Source organism: Pseudoalteromonas atlantica (assembly GCA_007988745.1).
GTDB classification, from domain to species: Bacteria; Pseudomonadota; Gammaproteobacteria; order Enterobacterales; family Alteromonadaceae; genus Pseudoalteromonas; species Pseudoalteromonas atlantica.
The window spans coordinates 59,920-77,130 of the sequence record BJUT01000014.1 but is presented as its reverse complement, the minus strand read 5'-3'; the positions used below and the strand labels follow the sequence as shown (position 1 = coordinate 77,130).

16 protein-coding genes and 1 other annotated feature are annotated in these 17,211 nt (G+C 39.2%); of the genes, 10 read left to right on the top strand and 6 right to left on the bottom strand.

Annotated elements, in window-relative coordinates; translation table 11 throughout:
• Nucleotides 1–106 (bottom strand): pyocin activator PrtN family protein (locus tag PAT01_RS20365; RefSeq protein ID WP_404821030.1); only part of this gene is annotated, 106 nt, incomplete at its 3' end.
• A 645-nt stretch (nucleotides 107–751) separates the two neighbouring features.
• Here PAT01_RS20365 and PAT01_RS08510 point away from each other — a divergent pair.
• Together PAT01_RS08510 and PAT01_RS20355 are read left to right on the top strand one after the other, a co-directional pair.
• Nucleotides 752–2,875, top strand: a complete 2,124-nt coding sequence (locus PAT01_RS08510; protein ID WP_154945332.1) for a hypothetical protein — start codon at nucleotides 752–754, stop codon at nucleotides 2,873–2,875.
• A gap of 1,257 nt (nucleotides 2,876–4,132) precedes the next feature.
• A complete protein-coding gene (locus PAT01_RS20355; RefSeq protein ID WP_404821028.1) occupies nucleotides 4,133–4,540 on the top strand; it encodes a YolA family protein in 408 nt (135 codons plus the stop codon).
• Between the two features lie 43 nt (nucleotides 4,541–4,583).
• On the opposite strand, the gene PAT01_RS08500 is transcribed toward PAT01_RS20355, so the two are convergent.
• The 3 genes from PAT01_RS08500 to PAT01_RS08490 form a co-directional block, all read right to left on the bottom strand.
• On the bottom strand, nucleotides 4,584–5,021 hold the full coding sequence (locus PAT01_RS08500; RefSeq protein ID WP_013463093.1) for a hypothetical protein: 438 nt from the start codon (nucleotides 5,019–5,021) through the stop codon (nucleotides 4,584–4,586).
• 240 nt (nucleotides 5,022–5,261) lie between these two features.
• A complete protein-coding gene (locus PAT01_RS08495) occupies nucleotides 5,262–5,642 on the bottom strand; it encodes a hypothetical protein (RefSeq protein WP_024606317.1) in 381 nt (126 codons plus the stop codon).
• A gap of 172 nt (nucleotides 5,643–5,814) precedes the next feature.
• Nucleotides 5,815–7,034 (bottom strand): IS3 family transposase gene (locus PAT01_RS08490; RefSeq protein ID WP_223230517.1). Its coding sequence is split into 2 segments (ribosomal slippage): nucleotides 5,815–6,746 and nucleotides 6,746–7,034, totalling 1,221 coding nucleotides; the frame shifts between segments, so codons are not numbered across the junction.
• Nucleotides 6,640–6,756, bottom strand: a sequence feature (AL1L pseudoknot). (Overlaps the previous gene by 117 nt.)
• 408 nt (nucleotides 7,035–7,442) lie before the next feature.
• Here PAT01_RS08490 and PAT01_RS08485 point away from each other — a divergent pair.
• A complete protein-coding gene (locus PAT01_RS08485) occupies nucleotides 7,443–8,117 on the top strand; it encodes a hypothetical protein (protein WP_013463096.1) in 675 nt (224 codons plus the stop codon).
• A 506-nt stretch (nucleotides 8,118–8,623) separates the two neighbouring features.
• On the opposite strand, the gene PAT01_RS08480 is transcribed toward PAT01_RS08485, so the two are convergent.
• Nucleotides 8,624–10,840, bottom strand: coding sequence for an AAA family ATPase (locus PAT01_RS08480; RefSeq protein ID WP_138577948.1), 2,217 nt, complete (start codon nucleotides 10,838–10,840; stop codon nucleotides 8,624–8,626).
• A 237-nt stretch (nucleotides 10,841–11,077) separates the two neighbouring features.
• A complete protein-coding gene (locus PAT01_RS08475) occupies nucleotides 11,078–12,136 on the bottom strand; it encodes a tyrosine-type recombinase/integrase (protein ID WP_154945331.1) in 1,059 nt (352 codons plus the stop codon).
• A gap of 232 nt (nucleotides 12,137–12,368) precedes the next feature.
• Here PAT01_RS08475 and dusA point away from each other — a divergent pair, with 232 nt between their 5' ends.
• From dusA to PAT01_RS08440, 7 genes are all read left to right on the top strand, one after another.
• Complete coding sequence (dusA, locus tag PAT01_RS08470; protein WP_154945330.1) at nucleotides 12,369–13,358, top strand: tRNA dihydrouridine(20/20a) synthase DusA; 990 nt, start codon at nucleotides 12,369–12,371, stop codon at nucleotides 13,356–13,358.
• Between the two features lie 245 nt (nucleotides 13,359–13,603).
• The gene (locus PAT01_RS08465; protein WP_138577954.1) at nucleotides 13,604–14,296 is read left to right on the top strand and encodes a PspA/IM30 family protein; all 693 of its coding nucleotides are present in this window, start codon (nucleotides 13,604–13,606) and stop codon (nucleotides 14,294–14,296) included.
• A 10-nt stretch (nucleotides 14,297–14,306) separates the two neighbouring features.
• Nucleotides 14,307–14,513 carry a PspC domain-containing protein gene (locus PAT01_RS08460; protein ID WP_154945329.1) on the top strand — a complete coding sequence of 69 codons (207 nt, stop codon included), beginning with the start codon at nucleotides 14,307–14,309 and terminating at the stop codon, nucleotides 14,511–14,513.
• Nucleotides 14,514–14,522: 9 nt separating this feature from the next.
• Nucleotides 14,523–14,849 (top strand): hypothetical protein, encoded by a 327-nt coding sequence (locus PAT01_RS08455; RefSeq protein ID WP_154945328.1) that lies wholly within the window; start codon nucleotides 14,523–14,525, stop codon nucleotides 14,847–14,849.
• A 79-nt stretch (nucleotides 14,850–14,928) separates the two neighbouring features.
• Nucleotides 14,929–15,441, top strand: coding sequence for a copper chaperone PCu(A)C (locus tag PAT01_RS08450; RefSeq protein WP_029773289.1), 513 nt, complete (start codon nucleotides 14,929–14,931; stop codon nucleotides 15,439–15,441).
• Between the two features lie 8 nt (nucleotides 15,442–15,449).
• The gene (locus tag PAT01_RS08445; protein ID WP_004585847.1) at nucleotides 15,450–16,436 is read left to right on the top strand and encodes a DUF2333 family protein; all 987 of its coding nucleotides are present in this window, start codon (nucleotides 15,450–15,452) and stop codon (nucleotides 16,434–16,436) included.
• A gap of 3 nt (nucleotides 16,437–16,439) precedes the next feature.
• Entirely contained in the window at nucleotides 16,440–17,210 is a 771-nt protein-coding gene (locus PAT01_RS08440) for a TIGR04219 family outer membrane beta-barrel protein (RefSeq protein WP_004585848.1), read from the top strand.
• Nucleotide 17,211 lies beyond the last annotated feature (1 nt).

The following is a 17,211-nucleotide window of genomic DNA, read 5'->3' as shown; positions in this document are numbered from 1 at the left end:
CTTCTGCTTTGGCTTTATTCATAGCTGTACGGAGCGAACAGCCAAAATAGTCATCACAAACCTTACCCAAAGGGATAATGGCTTCTTCAAATTGAGCAAGTAGCATAAATACTGTGTTCATAATCTTTCCTAAACCGTTAAAGCTCATAAAGAGCCAAATCAAAAATGAGGGTTTGGTAGTCAAAGGAAAGTGCTAGACAGGTATGTTGAAGGAGGCTAATGAATCTCAGGTTATCGCAACGCAGTCTGGGTTACGGCCTATGTGACTGGAGAAACATTCACCAAGTTGAATTTCTAAGAAATGCGTCAACTTTGGCTACGAGTAAATAGTATATCTGTATAGTTGGTTATATCAACTTATATAGCGTTACCTTTTAAATATAGCCATCAACTATCCCATCGGGCTTCTCATAAAACTAATAAAAACATGTCAAAATTATTAGTTTTTTATAGCTATAAGCTAAAGAGTTGAAATTATTTTCAGCTTTTTCTAAGCACTTTATTTCTAACGTAATTGACTGCGTTGCAGTCTATTACGCCCTAATAAAAACTAAAAATATCTCTATATATCATATGGTTAAATCGAATCTGTAGTTGTGGGTAAGTGAGTTTATGTGCTAATTTTAAAGGGTTATGTGTGTAAATTTAGTTTTCCATAAAGCAAAAGGCTATTTATCTGCGTGTAGCATTAGTGATTAGGAGAGGTGGGAGTTCCTAGTCAAATATTAATTCATATTTAAGGTAAGTAGTAATGCACTCTAATCCGTTACAGAAAGACATGAACCAAACAATGCTACTCGAACTTGAGGCAGCTCTAATTGGTGAAGATAAAGCTGTGGCAATTTTAAAATCGGCTAAAGATTTTGTTGAATCTGGTGTATGTGATAACCCGTTGAAAGCGCTATTGGGGCATCATTACCGAAACTCCAAAAAAGCGTTTCAAGAATACCTGATCGATAAAGCTGGTGGCAGTTCAGCAAAAGTTGGGACGGCAAGAGTAAAGGCATCAATGCTAAATAAGGCCAGTGAAGCGCTAATTCCAATTAAGCATAAATTTGCTAGGTTTAACTCTCAAAGCATTTTAAAGGCGGCGACTATAGAGCCTATGAATATTGATGAGCTTAAAAAACTCACAGAGCTTCATGATATATATAATGCGTTAGGGGAGCACTACTTTTCGGATTTAACATATCGGGACAAGGACGCTGCTTTTTCTGTTATCACACAGGATTGTCTTTCGAAAAATCATTTTGCTCGAGTTCGTGAAAAAAGAATTAAAAATTTTACTACTAAAACACATGGTAAAGCAGCTGAGAATATTATTAATGGATGGACTAAGGTAGAGGCGCATTTCTCGCTGCCAGAAGGTCTCATCACTCGCTTCATACCTAAAATGATCCACATACCACAACGTAAGTCTTGTCCGAATGGAACGAAGAAGCCGAGTGAGTTATTAGACTTAGGGAAAAACGCTGAAAAACACTTTATGACTTTAGCTAGCTATTTTATGCAACCAATGACAGTTGATGAGATTCTTGAAACCCATCATCATATGCAACTAGCGAATAACTTTTTAAGCACCGCTCAGTTCAAATCCCCTAAGAAGTATTGGAGTACTAATGGTCGTGGAGATACGCCGACGGTTGAGATTTGGCGCAATATCTTGCGTAATTTTTCAACTACGTTTGTTAAGTGCGGGCTAATACAGTCAATAGAAGAATTTGATTTTTCCATGCTATTGAACGGGCGTAATTTACAGCTTTTTTATGATTACCATACTAATGGCATCTGGGTTAATAGCTATAATGATATTATTAATCAAGCCGAGTATAACCAGCGCCGTGCTCTCAAGGTAAAGAGTATAGTAGAGTATGATTTTCTAGGCGGAGACAATCATAAGCAAGCAAAGAAATGCCTAATGAAGCTGCTGGTATTAATTAAATCTCCAAATATTTCGTTAGTCCCTTACTTACCAATGTTCTACTTTATCCCGAGCTCTCCAGCTAAAAATTTACAAGAATACTGTTTTGATATTAGTAAGCTGGTAAGTAAAGTGGAGGGCTTGATAACACTAATTAATTCTAGTGGCGAGGCTAACCCTAGTGACGGGAATCGTAATATCAAGTGGTTAATAGACACTAGTTACCGTGCCAACAAAGGCCTTCAAGGCGGCGTTGAAGATGGGGTCATAGAGTATCAAAAAATAGTTAGAAAGTTTGAAGAGTTAGCTTATGAACCATGTAGTAATGGGGATGACCGACTAAGGTATTTATCTATCGCATTAGCGATGAGGATTGCTTTGGTTAATCCACTTAGAATTAGTAACTTTGAAGACTTAATCGCTGAACCATACAGAACAGTTGAGGAAGCTGCCAATTCTAAAGCCGCTGCTCTGATATCAAATGCCGATGATAGTTATAGTACCTTTATTCCTTTGCCGCTCGTTAAAAATAGAGCTCACCTTGGCAAACATGCTAAAGGCATTGAAAACAAATTACCTATAGCGCTAAGCGACAAAATTAATGAGTTCATTGAGCAAAGAGCGCTTCATTACCATGGTATGGACAATAGGTTATTTATCTGGAATGGCATAAACAGCCGTGGTGGCTTACGAGTTAATATGTCGGAACAGACTTATCGTGTGATTCAGCTAATATGGCCTGAACGGGATTGGATCGTTAAGGGGATCAACCCTCATGCTTTAAGGCATTTTGCTGCGACTTACTATCTATCAAAAAATCGCCAAGATTACGCTGGATTATCAATACTGTTAAACGATAAGGAAGAAACGGTACGTAGCGTCTACGCAAAGTTAGACCTTCACTCGATTCAAGAAGATATTATGCGGCATGGGGAAGCGTGCTGTAATTTCTGATATTGCCTTAGGTGTAGTAACCCATACTCGATCTTACATTTACTGGTTAGCCATGACTAAATTGTTCAGTGGGTCTGCTGGTATCGGCAAGTCACAATTGGACAAAATGAGCTTTAAACTGAGGGCGGCTTTGTGACAGAAGCTGTCGTTCAGCTAGTTTATCAAATGACTAATAAAACTAAAATAACGGACATTTAACCTAACTCACATTTGGACAGAAACGTGTCAGGGACTTTTCTAAATTAGCAACGCACAGATAGCAATACGTACGGCTGTGTTTATCAGACCTGTTTATTCAATAACTTTATCGAGTCCGTTCAAAAGTACCGTTCACATCACGCGTGTAACTTTCCCGTGTGCAATTCGTTATTAGCGCTTACATGGCAAGGCCTCTAGGTTAATACGACAGTGTAACCTAGAGTGCCGCCGCACCTGTTTTTAATGTGAAATGGTAGATACACCGGCAATTATTTTAATAAATACTCACCTTTTGCTTATTCGTAAAAGTGCTATGCGTTAAATTATGATTAAGCGGAACTAAGGCGACAGGTTAATTTTTTCAGCGCCGCAGATAGTTAAAAAATTTTGTTAGTATCAAAGAAACATAAAAAATGAAGGTAACCAGGCACGAGGCCTGGTTGAAAATCAACGATAGTAAATGGCATGGATGCCACGTTCTAACCGCCAATCTTTTACGGCAATTTAAGATTACACTGCGGTTGGGGCACTATCAATATTAATGAGCACGCGAATGAAAATAGATATTCATTATAAAGTGAAAGTAGAAGGAAGGTTTTCTATTAATTTAATTTCCCTAATTTCTGTAGCCCAATTGGTTATAAGTTTAATAGGTTAATTGTTAGGTAGGGGGTATTGCAGGTCAAAGTGTGATACCCCATTATTTTAGCCGCTAAAATTAAAGTTTCACCGGTGAAACTCAGTTGTTGGATGAAGGTCTTGTGTTTGATTTTCTGCTATCAGTTAACAAATATAAAAATTAATTATTTATCATTATGTTTTCATTTTTTGACAATGCTAAAGGCGTGAACTATAAATACCTTTCAATTGATATTAAAAGGGAAATTCAAGGACTATGAAAATAAATTTAATTAATTGCCTGCTATCTGTAGTCATAGCAACTGGTGTAAGTAATATGAGTATGCTGAGGAAGTTCCGCGCAGTCAACAAGTAATTACCTCCCTTCCTGTACTCACTAGTCAGAATGCTCCAGCTCCTGCCGAAATCAAAAACATCCGCATGGAGTCTGAATTAATGGCTCGAGCATCAGCTCCGCCGCTATCTTCAATGTGGGTATATGCTGTTGGTTCAACTGATTGTGGGTGGGAGTCCACTGTTGGTATGACAACAACTGCATGTGATCATGGGGGAGAGCAGCTGCGTACTGCTGTTTTAGAAATTGGTTATGGTTATAATCATATTGCTTGGATGAACGGTGGGTTACTTCCGAGTTCCACAATGTACTCAAGTACGCCTGTTTGTGTGACTGGTAGTAATTACACATGGCCTTGTACCGCTGGGCAAACTGTCGTGGGTTTCCTCAATGAATACAATGTCGATGGTCATCAAAACGGATTATTCAAATACCAAAATACTTCGACTAATTCGCCATGGAATACTATGTCAGTCCAGATCAGTATTCTTTGATTTATTAATGATGTAGGCCAGACATTCTGGCCTTTTTATATTTCTAAATACGAATGTTAACACCAGTACTTTTGTCTTGCATGATAGACATAGCTGATTCTAACATCTTCAAAGTAGTCTCGTCATTGCGTGACAGTGCGCCTTGGATGCCATCACGCGTTTTTTGAATGAAGTTATATCGTGTTTCATCACTGTGTGCACCTGCCAGTTCGCCTCCATTTACGGGTATTTTCATAGTCATAGCCATGAAAGGCCTGCCGTCATCGAGAGACATTTCTCCATTGCGGATTTGAGTGTTGGCCCAGTCCCGCATTTCTTGCCGGGTCATACTAGTGAAATCCGCCTGTTTTGTGCTGCTGTCAGTCTTATCATTGTCTGTTTGTGCTGCTGTTAATGCAGCCGAAAATGACGTTGAGGCCTCTGTTGAAGGCTTGGTACGCTGGTTCCCATTAAAATAATGTACGTTTGCATCAACTCGCATAGGTTCTTTTCCTTAGTATGATCGTATGAGTGATATTAACTGCAAAACCTGCGCCATAATTATACACTTATAGTCTTTTGAAAACGCCTTTAAAAAGTTTATTTAAATTAAGTTGTTGAAGGTAATTCATCGTAAAGTGAAAAGCTTAATACAGAGGTGTTGGACGGCAAAGGCTTTCCGGTAACTGGAATATTTACTAATAGGCTTGGCTCATAGGCCTTAAATTATTCAGGATAAAGCCTAATAAAAGAAGGTTTTGAAATAAGCAATATTAAAGTGAAATATTGGGATCGAGATTGATACAAAGATGAGGGATATAGAAATCAATATCCATTTCAATTTTTTGATTTCTTTTAAGTGATTTGCATTTTTAAGCGATTCATTTAGCCGCTGAATATTTAGTTCAACTTCGTGTACAGTCTCCTGAGAGACGAGCGCTAAATCTTTAATACTATCAACAGAGCTTTTTAAGTTTTTCTCTGTTGCTAGTATATGAGTATCAACGCTCTTAATTTCCAGTGATTTCTTCACATATTCAGATAAAGAAATACCTTCCTTTTGCGCCTCACTACTTAAAGACTCTTTTAATTTATCGTCAATTCGGATGCTTAGAATAGCCATTCTAAAATACCTCTGATGTATACGGGTGTAAACAAAGCGTATACGCCTATTTTTAAAGGCGCAACAGGTTATTTTAGATGAAAACTGTGTATGACAAAATGAGATAATAGGCACGCTGTCGAATGTATACAAATGAATCGCCCCGAGTTCATCGGAGACCAGTTTGTTTAAGTCAGGCCACTTTACCTGACTCGTTTAAATTATCATAGTAGTCTGTTTCATATTGAGCTGGTGAAATATACCCAATTGAAGATAATAAGCGTTGATTATTAAACCAATTGACCCACTCTAACGTTGCGTATTCAACAGCATCAACATTCTTCCACGGACCATTTCTGCGAATAATCTCTGTTTTAAATAATCCATTTATTGTTTCAGCCAATGCATTGTCATAAGAGTCACCCACACTGCCTACAGACGCTTGAATTCCAGCTTCAGCAAGTCGCTCAGTGTATCGTATAGACAAATATTGGCTGCCTCTGTCGCTGTGGTGAATTAACCCTTCGGGGTTGCCACGATGCCAAATAGCTTGCTCTAACGCATCAAGAATAAGCTCTGTGTGCATTGTCGTTGATACACGCCAACCTACAATGTATCGTGAAAAAACATCTATCACGAAAGCGACATAAACAAACCCACTCCATGTGGCAACATAGGTGATGTCAGCTACCCAAAGTTGATTTGGCTGCTCAGCAGTAAATTGACGATTAACTAAATCAAGTGGCTTATCTTGTTGCTCGTCAGGTATCGTTGTCTTATGTGCTTTACCCCGACGAACACCTTGAATTCCCATAACTCGCATCAATCGTTCGACTGTACAGCGGGCGACTTGATGGTCGTCAAGCTGTAGCTGCTTCCATATTTTTCTTGCACCATAAACTGACATATTATCCTCCCACACTTCGCGAATGAGTATTATCAGCTCAGCATCACGCTTTTTGCGGTTAGACAGTCGCTCAGGCTCTCTTTGTATCTGTTTATGAGAATAATACGTTGATGGTGCAATCGGCAATTCCTTGCAAATTGACTCGACACCGTAATGCTCTCTGCAAGCATCAATAAAATCCACTATTACTTCTGTTTGCGGTCGAGCTCCGCTTGGGCGAAAAAAGCGGCAGCTTGCCTCAGGATATCATTCGTTCGCTTGAGCTCTTTATTCTCGCGCTCTAAGACGGCAAGGCGTTCTTCAGTTGATTGCGTATTAGAAGAGGGTTTAGACGGTTGAGCTTGAGATTTCTTGACCCATGCTCTAAGTGTTTCTGGGGTACATCCCAGTTTATCTGAAATCGATACTAGCGCAGCCCAAAGAGAAGGGTATTCATGCTGTTGTGTGGTAACAAGCCTAATTGCACGTTCACGAAATTCTGATGTATAGCGATTTGATTTTTTCATAGTTCCAGTTTCTCAAGTTATTGAGTCTCTGGCAAACACGGGGCGATTCATACTTATGATGGTGGTAATTGCCGTAGATACGGTTTTGCAATTTTAAGAAACTATGACGGACATGATTTCAAAGTGACTTTGGTTGATAGCAATGGAGATAGAGTTGCTGGCGGATATAGCGTAGCAGTTTCCACTTCTATCTTTAATGCAGGCACTTATTATTGGGAAGTTGAAAATAAAACAACAACTGGATCTACTTATGGTGGAATTACTTATGAAGTAAGATCTGGTGGCTAGTTAAACTTTCTATTAACGACTCAGCCCTATGAGTCGTTAATAGAAAACAATCTAAAATAAAAGCTTAAGTTTTATAAAATTATGTCGATAAAAGAAAACGACATATGAAAAAGGATTTTTATGAAAATCAGCACCAATCTACTACCTACTCTATTTGAAAGTAAAATATCTATTTTTACAAACAGTGATGATGAAAAAATAAAAAGCTTTTCTACTAAAACAAGCGAAAGTGGCTTAAAAATTAATATAAACACAACTCACCTTGATCCTAAAGTTAAAGAAAAAAAAGACAATAATGCTTTTGATTCATCATTAATTGAGGGAAGTGCATATGAAAAAGTATTTAAAAAAGAAGAGCTCAACTTTTCTAATATGAGTATAAAAGAACTTCATAGTATTGTTAAAAATGTGAATGAAATGGAACGAGAATACACACAAAAATACGATAGTGATGAACCAGTTAGATTAGGTAAGTCAGGAAACCCCATAATATCCAAAAAAAGAGAAGATATGAATAGTTTAGAGTCTAAACTTAGGATCCTTTCTTATGGTGGAGGGGATGTAGATCCTGATAAAAAAATTAATGTTATGGAGTATTTTTCTAATAGTTCAGAGAAATTAGATGGACTTGCTAAAGAATATCCTGAACGTCAGACTTATCAAGTAAGAGCCTCTTACATGAAAGAAATAATTAATACGTTTGATAAATTTATATCAGACGATACTTTTGATTTATATCAAGAAAAGGCTGCTTTATTGTTAACCGACAAAAAGAAAGTCGATGTTTTTATTTGAAAAAAGCCTAGAACATAGCAAAACAGCTAACAGCTTATTGAACACCATTTTGGTGGTTTATAACACACCGAAACGGCGTATATTACATACCCTGATAATTTCACCAATAATTACCTTTGTAAACAAGTAATTAAAACAGCTAGGAATTAAGCATGTTATTTTGCCCCAAAACGGCGTTTAATAATGTTATTGGACAAAATTAGATTTCTACTTAAAACACAGGAATAAATTTAACTTTTTCAGTGTCCGGTTATCGCTCAAAGCCGACCTATAGAATAATTGCTTTAACACGTTTTGGGGCAAAGGCGAGTTATACTTATAACCCGTCTATGGACAGAAGCTAGTTAACCTGACTACTGAGTGTCAAGGGGGAGCAACAACTGCCATCATATCTGGATATCACACACCTCCATTTGACTTTATCAGGCGATAATCGTTTGTTTAGAGAAGGATATATTCGTTTATCTCATTGTTAACAAGAATACAAATAACGTGATATTCAAAAGTTAGGCATAATATGCGTCATAATGTGGCTTGTCATTTGCTTCTATGGCGTTTGTAATGATCTCCCATGCGTTAGTTAATTGCGGCTGCATAGCTTCGGGAAACTGAACGCCTAGTTCCATTGACTTAGCATGACATTTTTCATTCACGTACTCATACAACGTATTTGCTTTAACTTCCGCACCTTCAATGTCCTTCAGTAGATTAGGTGCTATCTGGTCTTTGCCATTACCCCGAAATTCAGTCAGATTGAAACGGAACGAAAAGTACACTTCCAGTATCTTCCTCACGTACGACTGCACTGCAATAGAATCACAATTCTCTGGTCGTTCTACAGCTTCTTTAACCTTGCTGATCAAATAAGCATACTCGGATCTGTGGTCTTTAAGCAGCTTAGGCAATGGAGCAATCTTAGATTGTTCGCCTGTACGATTAACTAAGAAGAACTGTGCTCGCTTTGCTGTGCCCGTCTTAGTCCTACTGAAATAGAACAGCCACGTTTTTACTAAGTTGAAGAACTCAAAGTTATGCGTAGAAATGAAAAGCTGTTCTACGTGCTCATGACCTAGCTTACTTTTGATAATGCCAAGAACGTTATAAATGTGGTTTGAATCAAGGCTACAGATCGGGTCATCCAAATACACGATAGGTTTGATGCCATTTAAGGATTCATCTTCTAATTGTGTAATGAAGTACGCAAATGCTATTGCAGTACGTTCACCATCAGATAAGTGCTTTGCCTCTCGATCTTCGCGCATGAATTTATATGTGCCACCTACAGGCTTAATCTCTATATCAGTCTTACCGAAGTACTGTCGCAAGTTGTCGTTTAGACTATGCGCTCCCTGTTTAGTGTTATTAAGTTCAGCCTTTATCGCATCGATACGTGCCAGATTAGCGTTGATCTCGGTTTGTGCGGTGACAGAAGCATCTTTAAACGCTTGTATATCAAGCTGCGCTTGCGGGTGATCGTAGTTCTGTGTTTCTTGGTACACATAGTGGCGTTTGATTGCTTCAATAGCCTGACGCTGCTCTGTGGAATGGTTAGCAGCCCGCTTATTATGCGCTGTTATTGGTGTGTTGAACTGCTCCACCAAGTCTGTAACTAGCGGTAAAGGATAGTCTGATGCATTGAATGGAAGTACCTCAGCCATGTGTTCTTTCTTGTCAGTCAGCAACTTAACCAGTGACGCTTTTAGTTCTTCGACAGAATCATCGATTGGCTGGATTTGGCTTCTTAATTCGTCAAAACCTTTCTGTAGATCTGGGTAAAGTTGACTGGTATCTGGAATACTTGATATGAATGCTTGTGATTGAACCGAAGCGATAGCAACATCAATCCTTTGGCTAAGGTCTTTGTACGCTTTCGAAAAATAAGCATTTAGCTCATCAATTCTTGCCTGACTAATCGTGTTGTGACAGAACTGGCAGGTAGTGTGTCCAGCGTTACGCTCTATCCCTTCTTCAACCCAACTTCTAAGGCTTCTATCTGAATCCAACTCAGCAATAGTTGTCTGTGTTACTGAAGTAGCCATGATTGATTCAATATCACCCAAAATACCTTTCATTTCTGGGGTGCTAAGTTTAACTTTAGGCACGCTTGATACATTACTGGCTCTTGCTGTATCAATGTAAGCACTCATTTTTTCTGGTGTTAGATCATGACTAGCTTCAGCAGATGCAAGCATGGATCTAGCGCTTGAAGCGTTGAATGTAGACCTACCTAGAATACTCAATACCGCAACGTTTCGACCTACTTCAGTTAAACGATTGTTTTTCTCTTTTTCTTTGCTTGCTGCGAACCCTATGTCTTGATCTCGCTTAACTTCTTTTGCAGGAATAGTCTCTTCCAATCCTTGAAGTTCTGTTTCTAGTTCGATGTTACGTTCACCTACGATCAAAACTGGGTTTACGCTTGATTCATCAAAATTAACGTTTTTAACGATGTAATCTGAATTGAAAACACGTAGGTTTTCTACTTTTTGTAAGTTGTTACTTTTGATAGAGCTAGCTTCGTGACAGTCCACTTCAAAAGATGCCCCAGAGAAGCCTTCTGGTATTTCACCTAGCTGCATTGCTCGGAAAACACGTGAAAGCGTGGTCTTTCCAGAGTAATTAAAGCCATAGAATAAGTTAAATTGATAGAAAGGTTGACCAGCATTAGTGTTGGCATCCTTAAAGATACCGAAGTTTTTTATGGACTTTACACTCTTAAACATGCACTTACTCCGAGTAGGTGGTTCTTCATTCTACTATGCATGATCTAAGATTGGATGTGAATGCTTTAATAGAGTGTAAATTTTGAACAACCAAGCCTGAAGGAATACCTCCTTGTCACCAGCACTGAATGGGACAGAACCGATTTAGGGTAGCCTGTCAGGTCTAGTCACATCGAGCAAACTAAACTGACAGATTACATTCAGGCTAATTCAAATTATTTTATTAAGTTGCACATGCTACAAGTCTCTGTGTAAATTTTCAGGGTTTAATGCTGTGTAGACATTCCATAATACTTTTAAGTCTTTATGCCCTGTCACTTGAGCGACCTCTTCGATGCGGTAGTCTCTCTCAAATAGACGGCTTGCTCCCTCACGCCTTAAATCATGATAAGTTAGCTCTTTGATGCCTAGCTTCTTTCGAACGCTGCGAAAGCCTGAACCAATAGATTTAGGGTTGTAAGGGAAAATTAATTCTCCTTTTCTGGGTTGTCTAATTGTTATGCTATAGGCTTCACCTAAAAGAGGGACTCGCATATGGTTACCTTCTTTTTTACGAGGATCTTTTCTATCTCTACACAAAATAGTCCTTGTATCGTTATCTAAATCGACCCATTTGAGGTTGGTTACTTCGCCTAAACGCATGCAAGTTAAAATACTGAATTGAAATATATCAACAAAAGGAATATGTGCAGAGCGGTGCTCTTCTCTGATCTTTAAGCCTTGTTCAAGTGCTTCATATTCGCCTTTTTTTAAACGACGTGTCCTTCTTTGGCTTTTTCCAATTAAGTTCATCTGCTCTAACATGGGTTTCGCATCAACATAAGGCTGTTCAGTGATTTCCATACCCCAGAAAGGCTTTGCAGCTTTAAAGACTGACTTTAAATAAAAGTAGTCATGGGCAACTGTTGCAGGCTTAGCACCAGAGCTTATTCGCTGATGACAATGCTCAATAATATCTGATGATTTAAGATCGTGAGCATATAGCTTAGCAATGCCATAACTTTTAAGCATGGTTAGGCAAGCCCCCTTAGTCCGCTTTACGTTGGGAGCTATTTTAGGATCTGTTAAATAACGATCGATAAGGTCGTTAATTTTTATGTACTCTATGGGTCTGGAAAGACCATTTAAATCTATTTCATTAGAGCGACGTTTTCCCCACGTGTCAGCACTGGCTTTTTTATCAAAAGTTTTACTTTCCTGATGTATAACTTTGCCTTTTTCTTTTACTACAACCTTGCAACGGTACTTCGTTGTTCCATCGGCGCGCTTTCGTTTTTCGACGTAATGTGAGGACATAATACTACCTATAAAAATATCTTTGCCTGACAAGCCGATTGTTCATGATCAATTGGTTGGTTTTTTATATAATAAACATTCATTGTGCAGGTGCCTTAATTCATTCTTTACTCGGTTCCTTGGGAGACCATAGGGAGACCGAACTTGTTAAAATATCTAAATAACGTGAAGAATAATGAAAGATAACCAACCTGTTATCAAGTTATAAATTATTGATGTATAAGGTAAATTAATGAAAAGCCCTGCGCCGCAGTCGAATGCGTTAGATAGAAAATTTTCCGTTGCACCCATGTTAGATTGGACTGATCGTCATTGTCGCACTTTTCATCGTAAGATGAGTAAGCAGGCTGTTTTATACACTGAGATGATCACCACGGGGGCGATTTTATTTGGTCGCGGCGATTACCTACACTTTAATCAGCACGAGGGGCCGGTTGCTTTGCAGCTGGGGGGGTCTGATCCCGAGGCGCTAGCAAAGTGTGCAAAGCTTGCTGGTGAGCGCGGTTACGATGAGATTAACTTAAATGTAGGCTGCCCTTCAGATAGAGTACAGAACGGGCGCTTTGGTGCATGCCTAATGGCCGAGCCTGAGCTGGTTGCCCAGTGTGTTGCGGCAATGAAAAGCGAAGTTAGTATTCCTGTTACGGTAAAAACACGCATCGGTATTGATGAGCAAGACTCGTATGAATTTTTATGCGCATTAATTGAAGCCAGCCATAAAGTTGGCTGTGATGACTTTATTATTCATGCCCGTAAAGCGTGGTTAAATGGTTTAAGCCCTAAAGAAAATCGTGAAGTACCGCCTCTTGATTACCCACGCGTTTACCAACTAAAAAAAGACTACCCACAGCTCGATTTAAGCATTAATGGCGGCGTTAAAACAATTGAAGAAAGCCTAGCGCATTTAGCGCATATAGACGGCGTTATGATTGGTCGCGAAGCATATAGTAATCCATTTATACTTAATGAGGTGGATGAAAAGATTTACGGTGAGGTGGCCAATACTCAGACTCGTCACGATGTGGTGCGCGCTATGTATGATTACATAGAAGAGGAAATGCGTTTAGGTGCTAACTTTTGGCATATAGCACGCCATATGCTGGGGATTTTTCAGGGGCAGCCAGGGGCGCGCGGATTTAGACGTCACCTTTCAGAAAATGGTCACGGTAAACAGGCTGATTTGTCGGTAATGGATAAAGCATTAAGTTTTGTGCCTGAGTAATACTAAAGCGCTGAGCAGTTATAAAAAAACCACTTTTTAAAGTGGTTTTTTTATAACTAAAATTTAGTTAAAAGATAAATAAATTAGTGATTTTAGCTTATTAACATTCAGTTTTTAGTCCGTTTAAAATAACTTATTAGCTGTCTAACTGATTGAATTTAAATGCTTATAAATAACTTTTTGTTACTTGGCATAACTCTTGGAATCTTGTTGTTGTTATCAATTAAAAACAACAGGACAAAACAATGAGTATATTTAATCGCGTAAATGATGTTATCCAATCCAATATTGCTGCCATGCTGGATAAAGCAGAAGATCCAGAAAAACTCCTCAACCTTATGCTAAGTGAAATGCAAGAAGCGCTTAACGAATGTAGAAGCACAGCCGCAGCCTTACTGTGCGAAGAAAAAACGCTTAAACGCCAAATTGCACAAAAACAAAAAGACTTAACTTTGTGGCAAACAAAAGCTGAGCTGGCAGTTGCTAAAAACCGTGACGATTTAGCCAAGTCTGCGTTAGTAGAAAAACAGCGAGTAGATGAGCAAATTGCAGCAAAAAACACTCAGCTAAATACTCTAAAAGAGTCGATAGAGAAAATTACGGCAGATTGTGAGCGTTTACAGCAAAAAATGGCGCAAGCTAAAAGCAAGCAAGCTCAATTAATAAAACGCCACGATATTGTTGCTGCACGTGAAAAAGTGAACATGCAATTACACAGCGACAACGTCGCAAATGCTTTGTCTCGCTTTGAAATGATAGAGCAAAAAGTGGAAGGCATAGAAGCACAGGTTGATGCTTATGAACTTACAAATACAGCGCAATCAACCGCTGAGCAAATTGAGTCTTTAGTTAAAAATGAAAAAATAGATGCAGAGCTGGCTCGTTTAAAAGCCAGTGTTAAGCAAAGTAATACCAATACAACTGCGCCAAGCGCTTAAGGAGTAGAGTATGAATAACTTTAAAGCACAGCGTAGTTGGTACAAAGATTCACTGAATAAAAAAATATCGGGCGTATGCAGTGGGTTAGCGCGTCGCCTTGATTTTCCAGTGTGGTCAACACGCTTAGTAACAATTTTATTATTTATAAGTTTTCCGTTTGCAGTAGCGCTTGGTTATTTGATTGCTCACTGCTGCCTTGAAGAGCGTGCGTATTAGGAGAGGGATATGAAAACCTTAGCAATATGTGTTGTCGTATATGTGTTACTTTTTACTGATACTGTGTCGCTAATACATTTTGATTCATGGCAGTTTCCACTTTGGATTGCAGATATGAGCTGGGTGGGGCTTGAGCTGGCTGGTGTATTAGTCGCTATTATTGCAGTGGTAGCCGTAATGGCTTTATTGACCATGGGGTTAATAGGCGCAGGGATTGTCGCGCTGGTTGGCACCATTTTGGCACTGTTATTTGGTTCAGTGATGATAGCCTGGCCATTATTATTTGTAGCTGTACTGTGCTGGTTGGTGCTCGATAACAAAAAAGTAACCTCTTAAGCCTTAATTTAACTGACTATTATTAGTTAACTATGTTAAATTTAAAGTGAAATTTTATGCTTTCACAAGGAATAGAGCGATGATGAAGCAGTGCTTTTTTATGGCCTCGGCGTTAATGATTAATGTGTTTTCGTCATCGGTTGCTGCACACGCTGGGCACAGCCACGATACAGACGAAGCTAAGCTTGAAGTAAGCCATGCACAAGTAAGGGCGTTTTTGCCTGGTAGTAAGTCGAGTGTTGGCTATTTAACAATTTCTAACCACGGTGGTGGTGTTGCTAAATTAACTAAAGCAACCATCGAAGGTTTAGGCCGTGTAGAAATACATGAGCACAAACATGTCAATGGCATGATGAAAATGCAACAGGTTAAAGCCGTTACTATTAAGGGCCATGAAAGCCTAAGTTTTGAGCCTGGTGGTTACCATTTAATGGTATTTGATCCACAAGAGCCACTAAAAGTAGGGCAAGAACGTAAACTCACGCTATATTTTAGTGACGGTAACCGCTTGTTTACTAATGCTCAAGTGGTTTCGCTTGAAGCGCAAGCTGCGCATTCAAAGCCATCTAAAAAACAACACGCTCATCACTAGGAGGATAAATGTCGCAACATAAAGGAAAAATAGCTGGTGCCTTAGTGGTACTACTTATTATTTTTTACGCTATTGCAGTTTATTGGAGCATTGAGCCGGCACGTTTTAACGTAGTAACTAATGCAAAAGAAACGGCGCAAGCACGCAACGAAAAAATGGTAACAGGCTATACAACCACCTCAACGCTTATTACCGTTGCTAGCACATTACTTGATAAGCAAGGTGGGTATTTATCAAACGATGTGATGCCGCCAAGTGTGATAATGGATGATATGCCAGCGTGGGAATATGGCGCGCTTGAAATGGTGCGTGATTTAGCGTTATCAATGCGTAAAGATTTTAGCCGTTCACAGTCGCAATCTACCGAACATGAAGCCCTTAAAAAAGCGCAGCCGCAATTTAATATTAGCTCTGAAGCATGGGCATGGCCAAGTGCCGAGGGAGAGTACCAAAAGGGAATCGACTACCTTCTTGTATACCGCTCACAAATTGCTAACGAGCATGAGCGCGATAGCCAATTTTATTCACGTGCAGATAATCTACGTAGCTGGTTAAAAGAAGCCGAAAAGCGTTTAGGTAGTTTAAGTCAGCGTTTAAGTGCAAGTGTTGGCCAAGACAAAGTAAATACCGATTTAGCCGGTAATTCTTCAAACACGCAAGCGACCTACACACCACTTCAGCAACAAGTAAGAACGTCGTGGTGGGAAATAGACGACGTGTTTTATGAGTCGCGCGGTGCAACGTGGGCGTTATTACACTTTTTACAAGCGGTTGAGTATGACTTTGCTGATGTATTAGAAAAGAAAAATGCACGTGTAAGCTTACAGCAAATTATACGTGAGCTTGAGGCAACACAAGAAACCGTGTGGAGCCCAATTATATTAAACGGGAATGGTTTTGGCTTTGTGGCAAATCATTCTTTAGTTATGGCAAATTATATTTCAAGAGCCAATGCGGCTTTAATCGAACTTAGCGAACTACTAGCTCAAGGATAAAAAATGAAAAAGTATTGTTTAGCAGCTGCCCTTTCAATGGCATGTTTAGCCCCTGCAGCACAGGCAGACACTCTATTAGGTTTATATGTAGGTGTTGATGGCTGGCAGTCAGATAACGACGGTCAGTTTTCTTACAAAGATAACGCACCACAAGATTTTAATTTTGAAGACGAAACCTTTATTAGCTACTACGCGGCACTAGAGCACCCAGTGCCATTAGTTCCTAACCTAAAGCTTAAATACACTGAGCTTGAACTTAATGGCTCAGCAACCCTTACTGATACGTTTAGCTTTAATGGCTCAGATTACGTGGTTGGTACAACTGCAAATACATTAAGTGATTTAACTCACATTGATTACATTCTTTATTACGAAATTTTTGATAACGATTTAATTTCAATTGATTTAGGTTTAAACGCAAAGCAGTTTGACGGTGACATTGTTGTAACTGGTACTACTCAACAAGGCGGCACTAACTTTTCTGAGACTAAAGATTTTTCGGGCTTTGTTCCACTTGCGTATGGCCGTGCTGAAGCAGGCTTACCATTTACGGGTTTAAGCGTGTTTTTTGAAGGCAGCTTTTTGGCTATCGACGATAGTAAAGTACAAGACTACCAAGTAGGCGTAGCGTATGAACTTATTGATAACCTAGCGGTAGATGTAGCTATTAAAGCGGGTTACCGCTCAATGACGTTAGAGCTAGATGATGTTGATGATATTAATACCGATATTGACGCATCAGGCCCATTTGCGGGTATTCAAGTTCACTTTTAAT